Source organism: Bradyrhizobium sp. B039, from assembly GCF_038965675.1.
Lineage (GTDB): Bacteria > Pseudomonadota > Alphaproteobacteria > Rhizobiales > Xanthobacteraceae > Bradyrhizobium > Bradyrhizobium diazoefficiens.
On sequence record NZ_CP152416.1, the window covers coordinates 2106819 to 2126253 of the forward strand.

The window sequence follows — 19435 nt, forward strand, 5'->3', positions numbered from 1 at the left end:
GTGCGTTCCTGGCTCGAGGGCTTTGGGCCGGAACGTGAGGCAAAACAAGCAAAGCCTGAGACGGCGGGAGGACGAGTAAGATGTTGCGCAGGTTTGTAAACACCGCACGAGTGTGCAGTGTGGGGATTGCTTTCTCGTCGCTGCTGGGCGGCGCGGTGCATGCGGCCGATTTTTCGACGAAAGCTGCTCCTGTTCCTTATGCTGCCGACGATTTCTGGACGAGACCGTATCTATTCGGCGATCTCGGCAGGACGAAGCTGAAGGAGCAGGGCATCGAGCTGGGCCTGACGCTGGGTAACGAATCTGTCGGCAACGTCACGGGTGGAAGCAGGAACACCGCAGCCAACGCCGGTCAGCTGTGGTTCGGCGCGAAGCTCGATATGGGGAAGCTCGCGGGCATCCCCGGCGGCACGGTCGGTCTGACGCTGGTCGACCGCTTCGGCAAGAATCTGAACACCGAAGCGGACATTCCCGCCTTGCAGCTGACCAACGAGGTGTTTGGCCGCGGCAATATTCTGCGCCTGACACAACTCTACTACTCGCAGAAGCTTTTCGATGACCGCCTCGAACTCAAGGGCGGCCGTCTTCCGGTCGGCTCCGACTTCTTCTTCGGCCTGTGCGAGTTCATTAACCTGACCTTCTGCGGCGGCCAGCCCGGCAACATCCAGGGTGGCTACATCTACAACTGGCCGGTGAGCCAATGGGCCGGTGTCGTCCATTACAAGCTGGCGCCGGAATTCACGATTTCGGTCGGCGTCTACGATGCCAATCCGAATTATCTGACGACGTCAGACCCTGCCATCTACTTCCTGCCGGGCATCCCCGCCTCAAGCCGCGCCAGCGGCGTGATGGTGCCGGTGGAGTTGGTCTGGGCGCCGTCGGGGCCGCTGAACGGGACCTGGAGATTGGGCGGCTGGTATGACAGCGCATCGACCATTGATGGTGGCCTTCCCGGGGTCATCTCCACCATCCCCGGCATTGGAGGCGTCCCGGATCAAAATCTCGGGGATCAACGCGGCCGCTACGGCGTCTACGAGTCCATCCTTCAGCGCTTGACCGTCGACGGTCCGGGCGCGCAGGGCTGGTACACTTTCCTCAACACGACCGTTGCCGATCACCGGACGTCGTATCAGGACTACCAGATCGCCCTGGGCTTCCGGCATACCGGAACGTTTAGCTGGCGTCCCCAGGACGAAGTCGGCTTCGCGGTGGGCACGACCCACGTGAACTCGGCTGCCCTCAGCCCCAACGCCGGCGGCAACGAAGTTCCGATCGAAGTCTGGTACGGATGGCAGGCGACCGGCTGGCTGAACCTCAAGTTCGACGCGCAGTATGTGATCAATCCCGGCGGGCGCGGCTATAACGCCGTGGGCGTGAAGACCGACAATGCCGTGGTTCTTGGTATGCGCACCGAGGTCCACTTCTGATTCACGGCAACCTGCCCGGATCAGGACATTGAGCGAGCCGGCAGTGAGAGGTGCATGCCCCAATCGGGGCATGCACGAAAGTCACCGTTCCAGATCGAGGATCCTCATCACCCGGTTCAGCTCAGCCCGCGCGTTTCGGTACCGGTGTGTTGAGCAGCTGCTGCTCCCACAGGAACGCGATGCCGCTCCCGCCGGCATGCTGCAGGATCACCTCCGTCAGCTTGACGGCTTGATCGGCCCTGGCCCAGTCGCGCTGCCATTCGGCCGCCACTGCCAGCCAAGTCATCATGTTGGCGCCAGCCGTAATCATGCGCTGGATGGCGACCTCGTGGGCCTCGACCGAAACGGCGCCGGACGCATCTGTGACCACAGTGACGTCCCAGCCTTCGCCGAGGGCCTGGATCGTCGGCATCGCGACGCATATCTCGGTCCACAGACCGGCGATGATCAGCTGCTTGCGGCCCGTCGCCTTGACCGCGTCCACCACCTTCTTATCCTGCCAGGTGTTGATGAACGTCCGGTCGATCACCTCCTGTCCGGGGAACACTTCGGTGATCTGGGGGAAGAGCAGGCCACCCCGCTCGGCAATCACGCTCGTCAGGATCGTGGGGACACCGAAGGCCTTGGCTGCCTTCGCGAGAGCTGCCGTGTTGTTGATCACCATCTGCGGTTCGTGGCTGTTCACGTTCGCAAGCTGATAGGGCTGGTGGTCGATCAGGACGAGCACTGAGTCTTCGGGACGAAGAAGCGAAGCAAGGCCGTTACGAAGTTTCATCATGACATCCTTTGTTGCCGTTCAATGCGGCATCGGTTTTGGGGAGATGCTCGCCAAAGGCGGGCCACCTGCAGGGCTTATTGCCGTTCCCGTGTTCGATGCGGTAGTACCGTTTTGTGGCGAGCTGTGTCGCGAAATGAGGAACGCCAAAGTGGACATCGAGGAGCTGCGGACATTCGTAGAAGTTGCTGATGCTGGCGGAGTTTCGCCTGCTGCGCTCCGGCTCGGCGTCTCCAAGTCAATCGTCAGCCGACGGCTCTTGCGGCTTGAATCGGAACTTGGTGTCCAGCTTCTTGCACGAACCACCCGCGGCGCCGCTCTAACGGAAGCTGGGGTGACGTTCCGAGACTATGCTGCCAGAGTCTGCACCGAGATCGACGTAGCCAAAGAGACGATCCTGCCTGCCGGCGAGCTTCGTGGACGCTTGCGAGTTGCTGTGCCGCTGTCCTTCGGCTCGAGCTACTTCGCCCCCATGATGGCGGAAATGGCGCGACGACACCCTCAGCTCCAAATCCACACCTGCTACAGTGACCAATTCGTCGATCTCATCGCAGGAGGTTATGACTGCGCGATTCGGATTGGCTATCTTCAAGACTCCAATTTGATCGCCAAGCGCGTCGGACCGATCTACGGCAAGTTCGTTGCGAGTCCTGGCTACGTCAAAGAGCACGGGTCGCCTGAGACACCCGAGGAACTCGTCGCCCATCAAGCGCTCATGCAGGGCACCGAAACTTGGCAGCTCATGGACGGCGACAAGATCATCACGGTTCGTCCACAGGGTCGCTTCAAGGCCGACAACGGCACTGCTCTGGCGGCCGCCGCAACAGCAGGGCTCGGGATTGCCTACCTCCCCGATTTCCTTACCAATGAATTGCTGGCATCGGGTGCGCTTGTTTCCGTCATGACCCGTCATCCACCACCTCCGGCGGGTGCCTATGTCATCCGCCCGCCGGGCCAGCATCCCGCGCGGAAGATCCGGGTCCTCACGGAATTGCTGATCGAGCATTGCAATCCGGTCTCGGGATAACGATCAGCTTCGCCTTCACGGCAAAACGACCCGCGGACCTTACGCAGAGCTGCCCAGCTCGGAACGCGATCTCTCGATATCCCGCCAAAGCCCTGCAGGCCATCGTAGCCCTTCTACCCGCGGCGAGAATGCCGTAGGAAATGGCAGCGACGAGGATTGGACATGGCAAAGCAGACCGAGAAGAAGCCGCCTGCACTCAAAGGCGTATCGGCAGCCGAACGGGCGTTAGCGGTATTGACGGCATTTCGCCGGGGCGACGGCGCCTTGAGCCTGGCTGAGTTGGCCGAGCGGACCGGTCTGGTGAAGAGTACGATCCTGCGGCTAGCTCTATCGCTGCAACGTTACCGACTGCTCGCGCGCCTGCCGGACGGCTCTTATCGGCTCGATGCGGAGACCTTGCGTCTCGGGACAGCCTATCAGCAGGCGTTTCGTCTGTCCGATCATGTCATGCCTGTGCTTGAGCAGCTCGCGGCGAAAACCGGCGAGACGACGTCCTTCTATGTGCGAAACGGCGAGGAGAGGCTGTGTCTTTTCAGGGTGGAGACCACCAATCGGATCCGGATGACCGTGCAGCCGGGCGACACCCGTCCCATGGACAAGTCCGCCATTGCCCAAACGCTCCGCCGCTACGAGTCCGGGCCGCCTCGACCGGATGACGAATTGCCGCTGTTCACCTCCGGCATCACGGATCCTCATGCGGCCGCTCTCGCCATGCCCGTCTTCGGCATCGGCGACTCCCTGGTCGGGGCGCTCGCCATCTCCGGGCCGGTCAGTCGGCTGACGGCGGCGCGCGCAGAGCAAATCAAGGGCGCGCTGGTCGAGGCTGCAAACAGGCTCACTGTGGCATGCGGGGGAACCCCGCCATCTGGAGCCGGAAAGAGCACCCGCAAACGGGCGGCCAGCCTGTCTGCGTAAAACGCAACGTCGTTTCATTTTTTATTGCCTGGTCCGTCGACGCGACTTATAAGGCTCGCCATAACAAAGTATGGGGAGGACGAACGTCGTGGCTTCAGCTTCGCTCACGCGGAGGACGGTCTTGGCCGGACTCACTGCATCCGCGCTTCCCCGGTTTGCGACAGCGCAGGAGGTGCGCTGGTCGAGCGGCTCGGAGAAGCCGCACTTCGTTCCGCCGCCGGGCGCGACCGATTGCCATTTCCACACCTATGACAAGAGCTATCCGGTCATGAAGGGCGCGACGCTGCTGCCCGAGGACGCCTTGCCCGAAGATTATCGCGCCCTGCAGCGCCGGATCGGCACGACGCGGGGCGTCATCATCCAGCCCTCGACTTACGGTACGGACAACCGGCTGCAGATTGCGTCACGACGGGCGCTTGGGCCGGAGAACTTTCGCGTGGTCGCCGTTGTGCCCGAGGACGTATCGGATACCGATCTGCAACGGCTCGACGAGCAGGGCGTCCGCGGTGTCCGCTTCAATCTCGGTTTTCCGGGAGCGTTGACGGTGGACTCTCTCAAGTCGCTCGCCCCGAGACTGGCCAATCTCGGTTGGCACTGCCAGATCAACATGCGTCCCAAGCAGATTGAGGACAATGCGGACCTTCTGGCGTCTTTGCCCGGGGGCCTCGTCTTTGACCACTTGGCCCAGATACCGCAGCCGGCTGGCCTGGAGAGCGCGCCTTACAAGATCATCCGCGGCTTGCTCGACCGCGGCAAGACCTGGGTGAAGCTGTCAGGTCCCTATGTGTCGAGCAAGCAGGGTGCGCCGGACTACGCTGACGCCGGAGCCGTCGCGGCGGCCTATGTCAAGGCGGCGCCCGAGCGAATGGTCTGGGGCAGCGACTGGCCGCACCCTTCCGAGAAGGAGCGCAAGCCTGACGATGCGCATCTGCTCGATCTTTTCGCCGTATGGGCGGGAGGCGATGCGGTGTTCAAGCGCATCCTCGTCGACAACCCTGCCGAACTCTACGGTTTTCCCAAGGTCGCGCCATGACGTTCTTCGCCCCACCGCGCCGGATCGAAACCAGCATCTTCACACGGCTTCCGGACCAGTTCCGCAAGCCACGCCGCACCGCCTGGGCGGACGCCAATCAGGGCGGACGTGAGATCGACTCCTTCCTTGAAGGGCCATCCTTCGATCGGCAGGGCCGACTGTATGTCACCGATATTCCGTATGGACGCATCTTCCGTGTCAGTCCGGAAGGCGCGTGGGAGCTCGTGACCGAGTATGACGGGTGGCCGAACGGGCTGAAGATTCACCGCGACGGCCGCATGTTCATCACCGACTACAAGCGCGGGATCATGCTGCTGGATCCGGCCAGCGGCAGCGTAACGCCATTTCTGGAGACGGCGGCAAGCGAGAGCTTCAAGGGCGTGAACGATCTCATCTTCGCGCCGTCGGGTGATCTTTACTTCACCGATCAGGGCCAGACCGGGATGCACGATCCCACGGGCCGGGTCTGGAAGCTCGCGCCCGACGGCCGGCTCACCTGCCTGATCAACACGATCCCGAGTCCGAACGGCATCGTCGTCGACCACGAGGAGAGCTTTCTGCTGGTGGCCGTGACACGGGCCAACCAGGTCTGGCGCGTGCCACTGCCGGCCAGCGGCCTGACGACGAAGGTCGGCATATTCTCGCACCTGCACGGCGGTCCCGGCGGCCCCGACGGCCTGGCGCTGGACAGCGGCGGCAACCTGCTGGTCTGCCACACCGGCTTCGGCTCCGTGTGGCGGCTGTCACCCCTCGCCGAGCCGCTCGATCGCATCGTTTCCTGCGCGGGCGTGGGCACGACCAATCTTGCGTTCGGTGGACCGGAACGAAAGAGCCTCTTCATTACCGAGAGCCGCACGGGAACACTGCTCCGCGCCGAACTCGAAACGCCGGGCATGCCGCTGTTCTCGCACGCCGACTAGGTCAGCGCCCGGCTCGCGATCAGTTCGGTATGCATCGGAGCAGGTGGCCGCATATCGAAAACGCGCGGCAGCCTGTCTCTCTCCAGGCCTCCCGGACACCGTAACCGGCGGCCAGCACTCCACTTTTCCAGGGGAGCGCCTCCGATCGGGCGACGCAAGCGCTTCGCTGCAACTCTTAGAAAATGAAACAGCGTTTCATTATAAATTGCAACGTCGTTCTATTTTTGTTATGGCGCGTCATGGCCGGGAAACATCGGCCGGTCTCGGAGGGAACAATGGCAAGTGTCTCTGCCGCGTCGGTCGGCGCCGGCTTCACACCCGAGCAGGAGAAAATCCTCTCGAAGTTGCTGTGGCGGATCGTGCCGTTCCTGCTGCTCTGCTACATCGTCGCTTATCTCGATCGGGTGAACGTCGGCATCGCCAGCCTGACGATGAACCGCGATCTCGGCATCTCGCCTTATGAATTCGGCTGGAGCGCGGGGCTGTTCTTCTTCGGCTATTTCCTCGCAGAAGTGCCGAGCAACCTTGCCTTGCAGGCGATCGGCGCCCGTAAGTGGATCGCGCGCATCCTGATCACCTGGGGCCTGATCTCGGCCGCAACGGCATTCGTGGTCGGTCCCGTCAGCTTCGGCGTCATGCGCTTCCTGCTCGGCCTCGGCGAAGCCGGCTTCACGCCGGGCGTATTCCTCTATTTTACATACTGGTTTCCGGCGCGCGTCCGGGGTACGGCGACCGCGGCGTTCCTGCTCGGCATTCCGATCGCGAACATCGTGGGCGCCCCGATCTCGAGTTCGCTGCTGACGCTCGACGGCTTGGCCGGCTTGCATGGTTGGCAGTGGCTTCTGATCCTGGAAGGCCTGCCGGCGACGCTCCTTGGCTTCGTGTGCTTCTTCACGCTCACCGACAAGCCCGAGCAGGCCAAGTGGCTGAGCCCCGAGGAGCGGAGCTGGCTCGCGGAGGTGCTGGCGGCGGAGCGTCAGGCCATCGCCGCCAAGCACTTATCGCGGCTCAAGGACGCCTTCGTCAATTGGCGGGTCCTTGTCTGCGCCGCCGTCAACTTCTGCGCCATCATCGGCTCCGTCGGGCTTGGCCTGTGGATGCCGCAAATCATCAAGGGCCTCGGCTTCAGTGTCGTTGCCGTCGGCTTTATCGCGGCAATTCCCTACATCTGCGGCGCCGTCACGATGATGCTGTGGGCTCGCCTGTCGGACAGGGGCGGAGAACGAAGCTGGTTCGTGGCATCCGCGCTGCTCGTGGGCGCAGCGTCACTGATTGTCTGCGGCTATGCGACATCGTCCGCGCTGATCTCGATCGTCGCGCTCTGCGGCGCCGTGATCGGGATCATGTGTTACCAGTCCACTTTCTGGCCGATCCCGTCGAGCTTCCTCACCGGCAGCGCTGCCGCCGGCGGCCTCGCGATGATCGTCTCAATCGGCAATCTCGGCGGCTTCGTTGGTCCCTATCTCATCGGCATGATCCGGCAGTCGACCGACAGCTTCTCATGGGCCCTGATCTCGGTGGCCGCATTTCTCACCTTGGCCGCCATCCTGATCCGCGTGGTTGGTGCCAGTCTCCAGCGACCGGGTGGGGCGACTGACCGCCACACCGGCCCGATCGCAAGCCTCTCGAAAGGAATCTGAAGATGAGCGAAAAGCAGCAATTCCGCCTCGGTCTGGTCGGCTATGGCGAGATCGGCAGCACGTTGGGAAAAGGGCTGCGCGAGGCGGGACTGCAGCAGATCTTCTGCTACGACAAATACGCCTTCGACGGTCCATACGCCGACTTGATCCAGAGCCGCGCCAAGGCGGCAGGCGTCACGCTGGTCAAGTCCAACAAGGAATTGGCCGATACCGCGGAGCTGATCTTCAGCGTCACGCCGGGCTCGGCGTCGCTCGAGAGCGCGGATGCGTTTGCACCCGTGCTCGATGGCCGCCACACCTTCCTCGACTTCGCCTCCGCCACTCCGAAGGTGAAGTACGGCGTGGCCGAGCGGCTTGCCAGGACGGGCGCCACGCTCGGTGACGGCTCCATCATGGGGACGCCCAAGCACGGCTATTCGATGCACATGATGTCGAGTGGTCCCGCCGGGCAGCGCGTCGTCGATCTGCTCGTGCCCTGGGGCATGAGCATCGCATTCGCGGGCGAGAAGCTCGGCACGGCTTCGGGCATCAAGATCCTTCGCTCCGTCCTGATCAAGGGCATCGAGGCGCTGATCGACGAGACGCTGTTGGCGGCCCGGTCCTACGGTCTGGACGAAACCGTATTGGCCTCGGCGTCGAAGACGCTCACGCGTCCGTTCATGGACACCGTCGAGAGCCTGACGCCCTCCGGCGTCATCCATGCCAAGCGGCGCACCGAAGAGGTCGAGATGGCCGCCGAGGCGGTCGCGGATGCCGGGATCGAGCCGCTGATGGCGCGCGCCACGGCGGCGCGGCTTCGCTGGAAGGATAGCCTGGGTCTGAAGGAGCATTTCAAGGGCGTCGTTCCCGAAAACTACAAGATCGCCATCGACGCGATCGTGGCCAAGACGCAGGCCGGGGCGAAGGCGGCCGAATAAGGCCAAGCCCGCCGAAGACAACAGGGAGAGAAACGTGACGGCCGCCCGAACGGAAATCGACCAGATCGAAAAGGGGACGATGCGCAGGGTTATCCTGCGCCTCGTGCCGTTCCTGATGATCTGCTACTTCTTCGCGTTGCTCGACCGCGTCAACGTCGGCTTCGCAGCCCTACAGATGAACAAGGATCTGGGGCTGACGCCGGCGATGTTCGGCTTCGCCGCCAGCCTGTTCTTCGTCTCCTACTTCCTGGTCGAGGTGCCCAGTAACCTCGCTCTGCAAAAGGTCGGCGCCCGGCGCTGGATCGCGCGCATCATGATTACCTGGGGATTGGTGACCGCGTGCATGGCGTTTGTCGTCGGGCCGTACTCGCTCTATGCGATGCGCTTCATTCTCGGCGCGGCCGAGGCCGGCTTCTTTCCCGGCGCCATCCTCTATCTGACCTATTGGCTGCCGTCGCAGTATCGGGCGCGCATCCTGGCGACGTTCACGGTTTCGATTCCGCTCGCCACGTTCCTGGGCTCGCCGCTTTCGGTCGGCCTGCTTGAACTCGACGGCGCGCTCGGTCTGCGCGGCTGGCAGTGGCTGTTCATTCTGGAAGGGCTGCCGACGGTTCTGCTGGGTCTTGCGTGCCTGTTCGTCCTGACCGACAAGCCCGCGCAGGCCTCCTGGCTGACCGTGGAACAGCGGGAATGGCTGACCCGGCGCATGGAGGCGGAGGCCGCCGCGCGCAAGCCGGTCGGGCATCTCACGCTCTGGCAGCTCGCCACCAACAAGCATTTTCTTGTCATGGCCCTGGTCTGCTCCGGCGCCTCCGCCACGGGCAGCGTGCTGTCGGTCTGGCAACCGCAGTTGCTGAAGTCGTTCGGCCTCTCCAACCTGCAGACCGGCTTTGTCAATGCGATCCCGTACGGCATCGCGACCGTGCTCATGGTGCTGTGGGGCCGCCATTCGGACAGGACGGGTGAGCGCCGCTGGCACACGGCGATCCCGCTGTTGTTCGCAGCAGGTGGTTTTGCGGCACTGGGCATGACCGGGACCGCGGTTGCGCCGACCATCGTCATGGTGACGTTCTGCCTGGTCGGCGCATATGCCTTCAAGGGACCGTTCTGGGCACTTTCGGCAAGCTGGCTTTCGACGAGCACGCTCGCGGCGGGGCTCGCCGGGATCAACGCGATTTCCAACCTGATCGGCGGCGGCCTGATGGTGAACGTCGTCGGAGTCGTCAAGGAGCGGACAGGCAGCTTCGTGCTCGGGATGTTGCCGCTTGCGCTGCTGTGTGCCGTGGCCGCGGCCTGTGTCCTCGTGCTTGGACGCAACGTCGCGCGCGCGGCGGAAATGGCGGCGGTGAAGCCATGAGCGCACGCAGCAAAGGACCGCAGCGCTTCATCACGCGACGCGGCGTTGTCATGGGCATGCTGGCTTGCAGCACAGGCGCCTTGGCTGCCGGGGTGGAGCAAGCGGTGCCCAACAGCACCGGGTCGGCGGCGCCACGCCTGGATGCGCCGGCGGGCGCGTGTGACTGTCATCATCACATCTATGACGGGCGTTTTCCCGTCTCGCCGCATTGGCGCCAGGGCTTTCCGCCGGGCGCGACGGTCGCCGACTATCGGCTGCTGCAGCGGCGGCTCGGCACCACGAGCAGCGTGGTGGTCCAGCCGTCGACATATGGGATCGACACCCGGTGCCTTGTGGACGCGCTGGGCCAGCTGGGCGCCTCGTCGCGAGGGGTTGCCGTCGTTGACACGGATGTGAAGGATGCGGAGCTGCGGGCGCTCGCCGATGCCGGCGTTCGTGCCATCCGCGTCAATTTCGTTTCTCCGCAGACCTGGGGCACGACGACACCGCAGATGCTGACCACGCTCGCAACGCGGGTGAGTCCGCTCGGCTGGCACGTGCAGATCCTGATGACGGGCGATCAGATCGCCACCCATGAGAGCGTGATCCGGTCGCTTCCCACCAGGGTGGTCATCGACCACCTCGGCCGTATCCCTCAGCCGGAGGGCGTCAAGCATCCGGCATTCGCCGCGATACGCCGCATGCTGGATGGCGGCCGCACCTGGGTGAAGGTGACCGAGCCCTATGAGGACAGCAAGCTCGGACCGCCCTATGCCGACTCCGGCGAGGTTGCGCGTGCCTACGTGCACGCAGCGCCGGAGCGCATCCTGTGGGGCACGGACTGGCCGCATCCCACCCAGCGCGGGACCAAGCCGGATGACGCCCAGCTGCTCGATCTCCTCGCGGACTGGGCGCCGGACGAACCTACGCGCCGGCGCATCCTGGTCGAAAATCCCGCCGAGCTGTTCGGCTTCTAGCCGCCAGGCGACAGGCGTCTCAGTCGATGCCTTCGCACTTCAACTCGCGCAATTGCCGGTCCACCCAGGAGGCATCGTGCGTGCCGGCCTCGATGTTGGCGATCTGCTTCTGCTCAGCCTCGAACTTCGCCGTCGCGGCCTTGAACACCGCGCCGGTCTGATCGAACGGCACGCAGAGCAGGCCGTCGTCGTCGCCAATGATGAGGTCACCCGGCTCGATCACCATCCCGTCGATCGCGATCGGCACATTGATCTCACCAGGCCCGTTCTTGTAGGGGCCGCGGTGCGTGACTCCAGCCGCGAAAACCGGGAGCTTTTGGCCGCGAATATGACCGGCGTCGCGGATCGCGCCGTTGATGACCACGCCGGCCACCCCTCGCCTAGCCATTTGCATCAGCATCATCTCGCCGATGATTGCGTTGGTCAGATCGCCGCCGGCATCGACCACGATGATGTCGCCGGGCTCGGCGAGCGCGATCGCCTTGTGCACCATCAGATTGTCACCGGGAGGTGCCTTCACTGTCAACGCGGGGCCTGCGAGCCCGCCACCCTGGTGCATGGGACGAAGCCGGGCGCCGGCTGCCGTCAGGCGGGACATGCTGTCGCTCACATTCGCGACGGGCAAGCGGGCAAAGCCCGCAACGACGTCCTCGCCGACCTTTCGTTTCCGCGGCAAAACTCGAAATCCGGCAGACATCGGTGTTCCTCCACTCGAAGGCGACCATATTTTAGAACGACGTTTCATTATCAGAAAGACGGGCGTTGACGCAAGGCGATCCACCTCGCGTCAGAGTTTCCCCTATGCACGCGGTCGAACATGGCCGGGATATCTCTGCGGCGCCGCGGCGGGTTGCCGACATAGCGGCAGCGAAACGAAAGTCCGATAATCGGTTGACGTACTGGTGGGCAGCTAGCGGCTCTTACCTTGGTATTGGAGAGGTCATCAGCTCAACATCACCGCACGCCCGTGCCCTTGCAGCGCTGGCACTTCACCACCTTGTCGCCCTTCTTCAACAAACCTTTGCCTTCACAGTTTTTGCATTTCTGCTTCTTCTTGATGTTCGGGCCTTTTTCACTGGTCATGAAATTCTCCTGCCGCGAGAGAGCGGTCTTGTCCGGTAGCTCAGCGGAACAGCCGAGCGTCGCCGGGTCAACCCCGAACGGTCATCTATGCCGGCTTCGGCACCACCAGCACCGGAATGCTTCCGTCCACCAGGACCTCGGATGTCTGGCTGCCCAAAAACAGCTTTCTGAGGCCGCGTCGTCCATGAGAGGCCATGACGATCAGATCGCAGCCCCTGGACTTCGCCGTTTCAATGATAGCAGTCGCCGGGTGCGCATTCGGAACGTGCAAAAATTCTGCAGGCGCACCGATCTGCTCCGACATGGCGCGGGCGTCATCAAGCACTTTGCCCGCACGGGCCTTGCAGGCCGCGTTAAAGCTGTCAATCTCGTCCCGCGTCGGAATCCATCCCGAGTCGTGTCCGCCCCCATAGTCAACCGGCATCGCTTCCGTCACGGTGATGATTGTCAACCTGGCGTTCAAGGCCTTCGCCAAGGCAATGCCATGCTCAACGCCTCTTCTCGCGACGTCCGATCCATCCGTGCTCAAGAGAATGTTGGCGTACATTCGGTGGCCCCTTGCTCGTCGAACAAAGTGATGCCCGGGTAGTATGGTCCGATACGCGGGGCGGGTCTATTGCCGCGGTGACAACCAATACGGGTCGTTCGTTAGATTCATGAGCCTTCGAACCCGCGAAGCGGCGGGAGCCCACGCTTCGCCTCTCGTTCTCCGCGCGGCTGCGCCACGCGTAGCCCGCAGGGTTCAGATACCCGCCTTCGCCCTTTGGGCTTCGGCGCGGCAGCCTCACTCGCTTCGCCTTGGACGTGTGGCGCTGGCTCGCCGAGCCGAAGCTCGCGAAGCGAGCGAAGGCTGGTGGGCCCGGCAGGACTCGAACCTGCAACCAGACCGTTATGAGCGGCGGGATATGGTTCAGCTTCGTTGATCTTGCTGTGCCGTTGTTCGGGTTGGATCGCGTTCGTTGCATTTTGGCGCGGTCGTTTCTGGTGCGAAACTGGTGCGGTGCGCGTGGTGGTTGGTGGGAACGGCGATTGCGTCGATCTCCGTAAGCGAGTAGCAAGACCTGCGTCGCGGTACGGGTCGCTGTCGACCTCGCCTTGCGGACAAGGGAAAGCGACCCCGCATCAACCATCTGCAACGCCGGCTCACGGCCGTTCTTGTGGCAGAGGTGGTTAGCTACCTGTCGGCGCAGCCCCAGATCACGCGTCCCGCCTCAATTCAATGTCGGCGCCACTGCTCGCCATCTTTTGTGATGCGACAGGTAGGCTTGGGTGCTAAATTGTTCTTCAGGCGTCTATTTGGAAGTCTCGGCAAGCGGTACTGACAGTCCGGCTCGAGGCGGTGCGATGCCCAAGATCCTGCTGGTCGAAGACAACGAGATGAACCGCGATATGCTCTCGCGACGCCTCGTGCGCAGTGGGTACGAGGTCGTCATTGCCGAGGACGGAGCGCGCGGCGTCGCGATCGCGACGAGCGACAGGCCAGATCTCATTTTGATGGACATGAGCCTACCGGTGATCGACGGTTGGGAGGCGACGCGCCAGATCAAGGCGACGCCCGAACTGCGCAAGATCCCTATCATCGCGCTCACGGCGCACGCCATGGCGACCGACCGGGACAAGGCCCTCAAGGCCGGCTGTGACGACTACGACACAAAACCGATCGAGCTGCAGAGGCTGTTGGGCAAGATCGAGACGCTGCTCGCAGCTACGGGACAATGGAGGGGCTAGAAATTCCGGACAGATGACGAGCTAGCTACACGGCTTCAGGAGGTTGTCGTCGCCATATTGCGGCCGGCGTAAGAACACACAAAATGGCCGCTCGCCGCGCTCCAGATGGGATGGACTCTGGCCAGGCGGTGGGTGCAGTCCTGCGAATTTCATCGCCGGCACCGGCGATCAGCTACCCTGCTCAGGCGGACGTCCTGACCGGGGCAGAGGCCCGATCGGGGCGGAGAGTTTGTCTTTGTGATGGAGACGACTCATGAAAACAGCGCAGTACGAGTGGTCCAAAAGTGACGGGTGGCGGCCGAATTTGCCAACTGGCGAAGTCGGACGTCTCGGACGTCAGAGTGTCGTGTTCGTTTTCGGTGCTAGGTCGTTGGTGCAGGCAGGCAGCCTCGTGGGCGAGTTGCGCGACCACTTCAAAGGGGCCGCCATGCTTGGTTGCTCGACTTCCGGCGAGATTCTCGGCGACGTGGTCGTCGACGACTCTGTGAGTGCCACCCTTGTCGACTTCGAACATACGCGACTGCGGTTCGCCTCCGCTACGATTGGTGACGCAAAGGCAAGCTACAACGTCGGCAAGGAGCTCGCGCAGCAGTTGAACGACGCCTCGTTGCGCCACGTGTTCGTGCTTTCGGACGGCTTGCACGTCAACGGCTCCGACCTGGCGCGCGGTCTCGCGAGCGGCGTCTCGGAAGGCGTGTCGATCACTGGCGGCCTTTCCGGAGATGGAACCAACTTCGCCGAGACTTGGGTCATTGCCGACGGTGGCGCTGGCCCTCAGCGCGTGGCGGCGGTCGGTCTGTATGGCGACGATTTGCGCATTGGCTACGGATCGATGGGCGGCTGGCAGGCATTTGGGCCCCTGCGCACCATCACACGGGCCGAAGGCAACATCCTCTATGAGCTGGATGAGCGTTCGGCGCTCGATCTCTATAAATCGTACCTGGGCCCCCACGCCGACCAGTTGCCAAGCTCTGCCTTGCTTTTTCCCATCCTGGTTACCGAGGCAAAGGGCGGCCAGGGTGTCGTCCGAACCGTCCTGTCTGTGGACGAGCAGAAAAAGTCAATGACGTTCGCGGGCGACATCCCACAGGGCGGAACGGCGCAGTTGATGAAGACCAATGTCGACGATCTGGTCGACGGCGCGACCGCCGCCGCCAACGCCAGTCTCAGCGGGCTCGGCGGCAGGCGACCGGACCTTGCAATTCTGGTGAGCTGCGTCGGTCGTAAGCTCGTGATGAAGCAGCGCACCGAGGAAGAAATCGAAGCAATTCGAAATGTCTTCGGGGCGGATGCGAAGATTTCCGGGTTCTACTCGTACGGCGAGCTTTGCCCCTTCATGCATGGCGGCGACTGCCGCCTTCACAATCAAACCATGACAATTACAACTTTCGCCGAGGACTGAACGGTCACAGGGCACAGATGCACAGGCTGCTACGACGCCAGCTCAGAAAGCACCTCGGTATGGAGGGCGAAGTACCGGCTGCGTTGCAGTCTTTCGTGGCGGCCGTCGATTCCGCATACACCGATTTCGATAGCGATCGGGCGATGGTCGAGCGCTCGCAAGAGCTGAGCTCGAAGGAGCTGTCGGAGGCACGCGACAAGGCAACAGAGGCGCAGCGCCGGTTGGTCGACGCGATCGAGAGCATCTCCGAGGGTTTCTCGCTCTACGATGCCGACGACAAGCTGGTTATATACAACCGGCGGTACCGGGACATGCACGGCACCGCCAGCATCAATGTCGTGAATCAGGGCGTATCGTTCGAGACAATCCTCCGCAACGCGACCGCGAGCGGCGAGATCCGCGACGCGGAGGGGCGCGTCGAAGCCTGGATCGAGCAACGCCTCGCTCAGCATCGCGATCCCAAGGGCACGCATGTGCAACGCCGCTCCGACGGGCGCTGGATCCAGATCAACGAGCGCAAAACCGACGACGGCGGCACCGTGGCGACCTACACCGACATCACCGACGTGAAGAAGGCGGAGCAGGCGATCCAAGAGAGCGAACAGCGGCTGCGCGTCATCGCCGAGGCCGCGCCTATGGCGGTGGCGATCGTAACCTTTGATGACGGGATCATCCGGTATGCCAATCGGCGCTTCAGCGAGATGTTCGAGCTCGAAGGTTCGTCTGCCCTGGGCCTGCAAGCGAAAACCCTCTACGCAGACCCGCAACATCGCGAGCGCTTCATCGGCGCGCTCACCGAGCACGGCCATGTGGAGGGCATGGAGATGCTGCTCAAGCGGGTTGGAGGCGAGGAGTTCTGGGCGCTCATAGCTTCTCAGCGCGTCGAGTTCGAAGGGCGCCCGGCGATGATCAACGGCCTCGCCGACATCAGCGACCGCAAGCGCATGGAAGGCGAGCTGCACAAGGCGATCTGGGCGAGCGAGCAGGCGACACGCGCGAAGTCGGACTTCGTAGCCAACATGAGTCATGAACTGCGCACACCCTTGAACGCGATCATCGGTTACAGCGAGATCCTGTTCGAGGACGCCCAGAGCGCCGGCCGCGAATCGGAGATGGCGGACCTGCGCAAGATTCAGGATGCCGGCAAGCATCTGCTCGGCCTGATCGACAACATCCTCGATCTTTCCAAGATCGAGGCTGGCAAGATGACGCTCTATCTCGAGACCTTCGAGCTCCGCCCCATGATCGATAGCGTCGCGGCGACCGTCACCCCGCTGGCCAACAAGACCGGCAACGCTCTGGTGGCGAACTGTGCTGACGAGATCGGCACGATCCACAGCGATCTGACCAAGGTGCGGCAGACCCTGTTCAACCTTCTCAGCAATGCCTGCAAGTTCACGCGGAACGGGACGATAACGCTGACCGCGCTGCGTCACACGAATGCGGCTGGCGAATGGATCGAGTTCCAGGTGCGCGATACCGGCATCGGCATGACGCCAGATCAGCAGGCCAAGGTGTTCGAGGCCTTTACTCAGGCGGACGACTCGACGACCCGCGTCTATGGTGGTACGGGGCTGGGCCTCGCCATCACCAAGAGCTTCTGCCGGCTGATGGGTGGCGACGTGACGCTGACGAGCGAAGCCGGCAAGGGGACGGCGTTTGTAGTTCGTCTGCCGGCGGTAACACGCGCTGCATCGGACACTACAGTCTCGGCGGCAGACAAGCGTTCCGAGGGTCCGCAGGCTGCCGAGCCCGAGCATGCGCCGATCGTTCTCGTGGTCGACGATGATCCCAATGCGCGTGAGCTGCTTCGCCGACACCTGCAGCGCGGCGGCTACGCCGTTCGCCTGGCTGCAAATGGCGAGGAGGCGATGCAACTCGCCCGCACGCTGCACCCCGATGTCGTCACGCTCGACGCTCTGATGCCGCAGATGGATGGCTGGGCCGTGCTCAGCGCCATGAAAGAAGATGCGGTACTCGCGGAAATTCCTGTGATCATGGTCACGATCGTCGACAACCAGGGCATTGGCTTCTCGCTCGGTGCCGCCGATTACCTGGTCAAGCCGATTGATCGCGACAGACTGGTCAGCGCGGTGGAAAAGTGCTGCCCAAGGGGCGCGCCGCGACACGTGCTGATAGTCGAGGATGACGCGTCGGCCAGCGAGCTGATGGGGCGCGCCTTGCGGCAGATCGATTGCATGGTGACGCAAGCAGAGAATGGTCGGATTGGTCTTGAGCGTTTGAATGAGGCTTCACCCGATGCAATTCTGCTCGATCTGATGATGCCGGAGATGGACGGGTTCGAGTTCATCGCACGGGTGCGAGCCGAGTCCCGCTGGCGGAGCATCCCGGTCATCGTCGTCACCGCAAAGACGCTGACCGTTGAGGATCGCTCGCGCCTCAACGGCCAGGTACAGCATTTGGTGCACAAGGGCGAATACAGCGGCAAGGCCGTGCTGGCGGCGCTTGACGAGCTGGTACCCCTGCACGCCCGGCGCGCGCGCGCGGATCGGCCATGAGTATCATTGACACCGACAGCGCGCGCGCTTGGCGCATTCAGCTTGCCCATCTTCGCCAGGAACTGCAGTCCCCGGTCAACGCCTTGCTCGGCTACGCAGAGATCCTGCACGAAGAGGCGTCCCGGAACGGGCGCTTGGACATCCTCCCCGATATGAACCGTATCCTCGGCGCAGCCCGGGATCTCGCCGGCAAGGTCGACCGGCTGATGGACGGCGATCGCGCCAAGAGCCCGCCCGGCTCAGCGGCCACCACGCAAGAACAGGATCTTCGTCACGAGCTGCGCACGCCGCTCAACGCGATCAAGGGCTATGGTGAGATGCTGCGCGAGGATGCAGCCAGTTTCTCAAGCGACTCCCTGAGGGCGGATTTCGATCGCCTGCTGGCTGCGGCCACCGACCTGTTGCTGCGCCTCGATCGCATCGTGCGATTCTCGGTTGATGTCGAGGAGACGAGCTTGGCTCCCGATCAGACCGGCGCGGTCATGGTTAGCGACCTGATGCGCAGCCTCGGGCCGGTCCGGCAGTATGCTGCCACCGAAACCGGTTCTATTCTCGTCGTGGACGATATCGAGGCCAATCGCGACCTCCTGTCGCGCCGACTGACCCGCGACGGCCATCGCGTCTCTTCGGTGGCCGGCGGCCAGCAGGCGCTGCAGGCGCTCGCCAACGATGAGTTCGACCTCGTCCTGCTCGATTTGATGATGCCCGATATCAACGGGCTTGATGTGCTGGTGCGCATGAAGGCGGATGAGCGGCTGCGCCGCATTCCGGTGATCATGATCACGGCCTTGGCGGAGACCGAGAGCGCCGTCCGCTGCATCGAGGCCGGGGCCGAGGACTATCTGCCGAAGCCGTTTGATCCGATCCTGCTGCGCGCGCGGATCAATGCTTGCTTGCACAAGAAGCGCTGGCGCGACCGCGAGCAGAAGTATCTTCGCCGCATCGAGGAGGAGACCGCCAAGTTTGAGCGGCTGCTGCTGACAATCCTGCCAAGACAGGTGATTGGCCGTCTGAACCACGGCGAAGCCATGATTGCCGACCGCTTCGAGGGTGTGAGCGTTCTGTTCGCCGATCTGGTGGGCTTCACCGAGCATTCGTCACGGGTCACGCCTGCAGCGATGGTCGAGTACTTGAACCGGTTGTTCTCGGAATTCGACGCGCTTGCCCGTGAGCTCGGTGTCGAGAAGATCAAGACCATCGGCGACGCCTACATGGCCGTCGCCGGTTTGCCCGATCCGAACCCCGATGCGATCGCAGCGATCGCGAAAATGGCACTTGGCATGATCGATCGGCTGGGACGCGTCAACAGCCATTTCGGCTGGCCGTTGCAAATCCGGATCGGCATACATTCGGGCCCCGTGGTTGCCGGCATCATCGGCGCACACCGCTTCATCTACGACGTGTGGGGCGATACCGTAAATGTCGCCAGCCGGCTCGAGGCCTACTCTCTGCCCAATCGAATCCATGTGTCCCGGGATATCGCCCGCCACCTCGTCGGTCGCTTCGCGCTGGAGCCACGCGGCAGCATTGACGTGAAGGGCAAGGGCAAATTGGAGACTTTTTTCTTGAGCCGGATTTAGGCTCGGCGTGGCTGCGCCACGCGTAGTCCGACGAAGGGCGAAGCGTGGTGGGCCCGGCAGGACTCGAACCTGCAACCAGACCGTTATGAGCGGCCGGCTCTAACCATTGAGCTACAGGCCCCGCCGCGAGACGGCCGCGGGAACGCGCGCGGCCGG

General features: G+C 63.2%; 17 protein-coding genes and 1 tRNA gene. 13 read left to right on the forward strand and 5 right to left on the reverse strand.

The genetic code is table 11. The features are described 5' to 3' along the window. The first annotated feature begins 80 nt into the window (after positions 1-80). Complete coding sequence (locus AAFG50_RS10050; protein WP_011085060.1) at positions 81-1427, forward strand: carbohydrate porin; 1347 nt, start codon at positions 81-83, stop codon at positions 1425-1427. A 121-nt stretch (positions 1428-1548) separates the two neighbouring features. On the opposite strand, the gene AAFG50_RS10055 is transcribed toward AAFG50_RS10050, so the two are convergent. Then, positions 1549-2202 (reverse strand): hydrolase, encoded by a 654-nt coding sequence (locus AAFG50_RS10055; RefSeq protein WP_028174245.1) that lies wholly within the window; start codon positions 2200-2202, stop codon positions 1549-1551. Positions 2203-2353: 151 nt separating this feature from the next. Here AAFG50_RS10055 and AAFG50_RS10060 point away from each other — a divergent pair, with 151 nt between their 5' ends. The 8 genes from AAFG50_RS10060 to AAFG50_RS10095 all read left to right on the forward strand — a co-directional run bounded on the left by AAFG50_RS10060 (position 2354) and on the right by AAFG50_RS10095 (position 10967). Further along, positions 2354-3229 (forward strand): LysR family transcriptional regulator, encoded by an 876-nt coding sequence (locus AAFG50_RS10060; RefSeq protein ID WP_028174246.1) that lies wholly within the window; start codon positions 2354-2356, stop codon positions 3227-3229. A gap of 162 nt (positions 3230-3391) precedes the next feature. Then, a complete protein-coding gene (locus AAFG50_RS10065; protein WP_039183923.1) occupies positions 3392-4144 on the forward strand; it encodes an IclR family transcriptional regulator in 753 nt (250 codons plus the stop codon). 121 nt (positions 4145-4265) lie between these two features. Further along, positions 4266-5177, forward strand: a complete 912-nt coding sequence (locus tag AAFG50_RS10070; protein WP_311996194.1) for an amidohydrolase family protein — start codon at positions 4266-4268, stop codon at positions 5175-5177. Continuing rightward, the gene (locus tag AAFG50_RS10075; protein ID WP_028174248.1) at positions 5174-6097 is read left to right on the forward strand and encodes an SMP-30/gluconolactonase/LRE family protein; all 924 of its coding nucleotides are present in this window, start codon (positions 5174-5176) and stop codon (positions 6095-6097) included. The genes AAFG50_RS10070 and AAFG50_RS10075 overlap by 4 nt, the downstream gene beginning before the upstream one ends. Positions 6098-6372: 275 nt before the next feature. Then, positions 6373-7737 (forward strand): MFS transporter, encoded by a 1365-nt coding sequence (locus AAFG50_RS10080; RefSeq protein WP_039183926.1) that lies wholly within the window; start codon positions 6373-6375, stop codon positions 7735-7737. Between the two features lie 2 nt (positions 7738-7739). Further along, positions 7740-8654: an NAD(P)-dependent oxidoreductase gene (locus AAFG50_RS10085; RefSeq protein ID WP_028174250.1), complete on the forward strand. Its 915-nt coding sequence runs from the start codon at positions 7740-7742 to the stop codon at positions 8652-8654. 34 nt (positions 8655-8688) lie between these two features. Then, complete coding sequence (locus AAFG50_RS10090; RefSeq protein ID WP_028174251.1) at positions 8689-10011, forward strand: MFS transporter; 1323 nt, start codon at positions 8689-8691, stop codon at positions 10009-10011. Further along, positions 10008-10967: an amidohydrolase family protein gene (locus tag AAFG50_RS10095; RefSeq protein ID WP_342714167.1), complete on the forward strand. Its 960-nt coding sequence runs from the start codon at positions 10008-10010 to the stop codon at positions 10965-10967. Before AAFG50_RS10090 ends, AAFG50_RS10095 begins: the two co-directional genes overlap by 4 nt. Positions 10968-10986: 19 nt before the next feature. On the opposite strand, the gene AAFG50_RS10100 is transcribed toward AAFG50_RS10095, so the two are convergent. The 3 genes from AAFG50_RS10100 to AAFG50_RS10110 all read right to left on the reverse strand — a co-directional run bounded on the left by AAFG50_RS10100 (position 10987) and on the right by AAFG50_RS10110 (position 12597). Then, a complete protein-coding gene (locus tag AAFG50_RS10100) occupies positions 10987-11664 on the reverse strand; it encodes an RraA family protein (protein WP_028174252.1) in 678 nt (225 codons plus the stop codon). Between the two features lie 257 nt (positions 11665-11921). Further along, positions 11922-12050 (reverse strand): hypothetical protein, encoded by a 129-nt coding sequence (locus AAFG50_RS10105; protein WP_007600646.1) that lies wholly within the window; start codon positions 12048-12050, stop codon positions 11922-11924. Positions 12051-12135: 85 nt separating this feature from the next. Continuing rightward, a complete protein-coding gene (locus AAFG50_RS10110; protein ID WP_011085072.1) occupies positions 12136-12597 on the reverse strand; it encodes a universal stress protein in 462 nt (153 codons plus the stop codon). Positions 12598-13394: 797 nt separating this feature from the next. On the opposite strand from AAFG50_RS10110, the gene AAFG50_RS10115 reads away from it, so the two are divergent. From AAFG50_RS10115 to AAFG50_RS10130, 4 genes are all read left to right on the forward strand, one after another. Continuing rightward, positions 13395-13778 (forward strand): response regulator, encoded by a 384-nt coding sequence (locus AAFG50_RS10115; RefSeq protein WP_028174253.1) that lies wholly within the window; start codon positions 13395-13397, stop codon positions 13776-13778. 253 nt (positions 13779-14031) lie between these two features. Then, the gene (locus AAFG50_RS10120; protein WP_028174254.1) at positions 14032-15180 is read left to right on the forward strand and encodes an FIST N-terminal domain-containing protein; all 1149 of its coding nucleotides are present in this window, start codon (positions 14032-14034) and stop codon (positions 15178-15180) included. A gap of 95 nt (positions 15181-15275) precedes the next feature. Beyond that, entirely contained in the window at positions 15276-17699 is a 2424-nt protein-coding gene (locus tag AAFG50_RS10125) for a response regulator (RefSeq protein ID WP_162185818.1), read from the forward strand. Next, positions 17696-19279, forward strand: a complete 1584-nt coding sequence (locus AAFG50_RS10130; protein ID WP_011085076.1) for an adenylate/guanylate cyclase domain-containing protein — start codon at positions 17696-17698, stop codon at positions 19277-19279. The genes AAFG50_RS10125 and AAFG50_RS10130 overlap by 4 nt, the downstream gene beginning before the upstream one ends. A 45-nt stretch (positions 19280-19324) precedes the next feature. Here AAFG50_RS10130 and AAFG50_RS10135 read toward each other — a convergent pair. After that, positions 19325-19400, reverse strand: a tRNA-Ile gene (locus tag AAFG50_RS10135). Between the last annotated feature and the right edge of the window lie 35 nt (positions 19401-19435).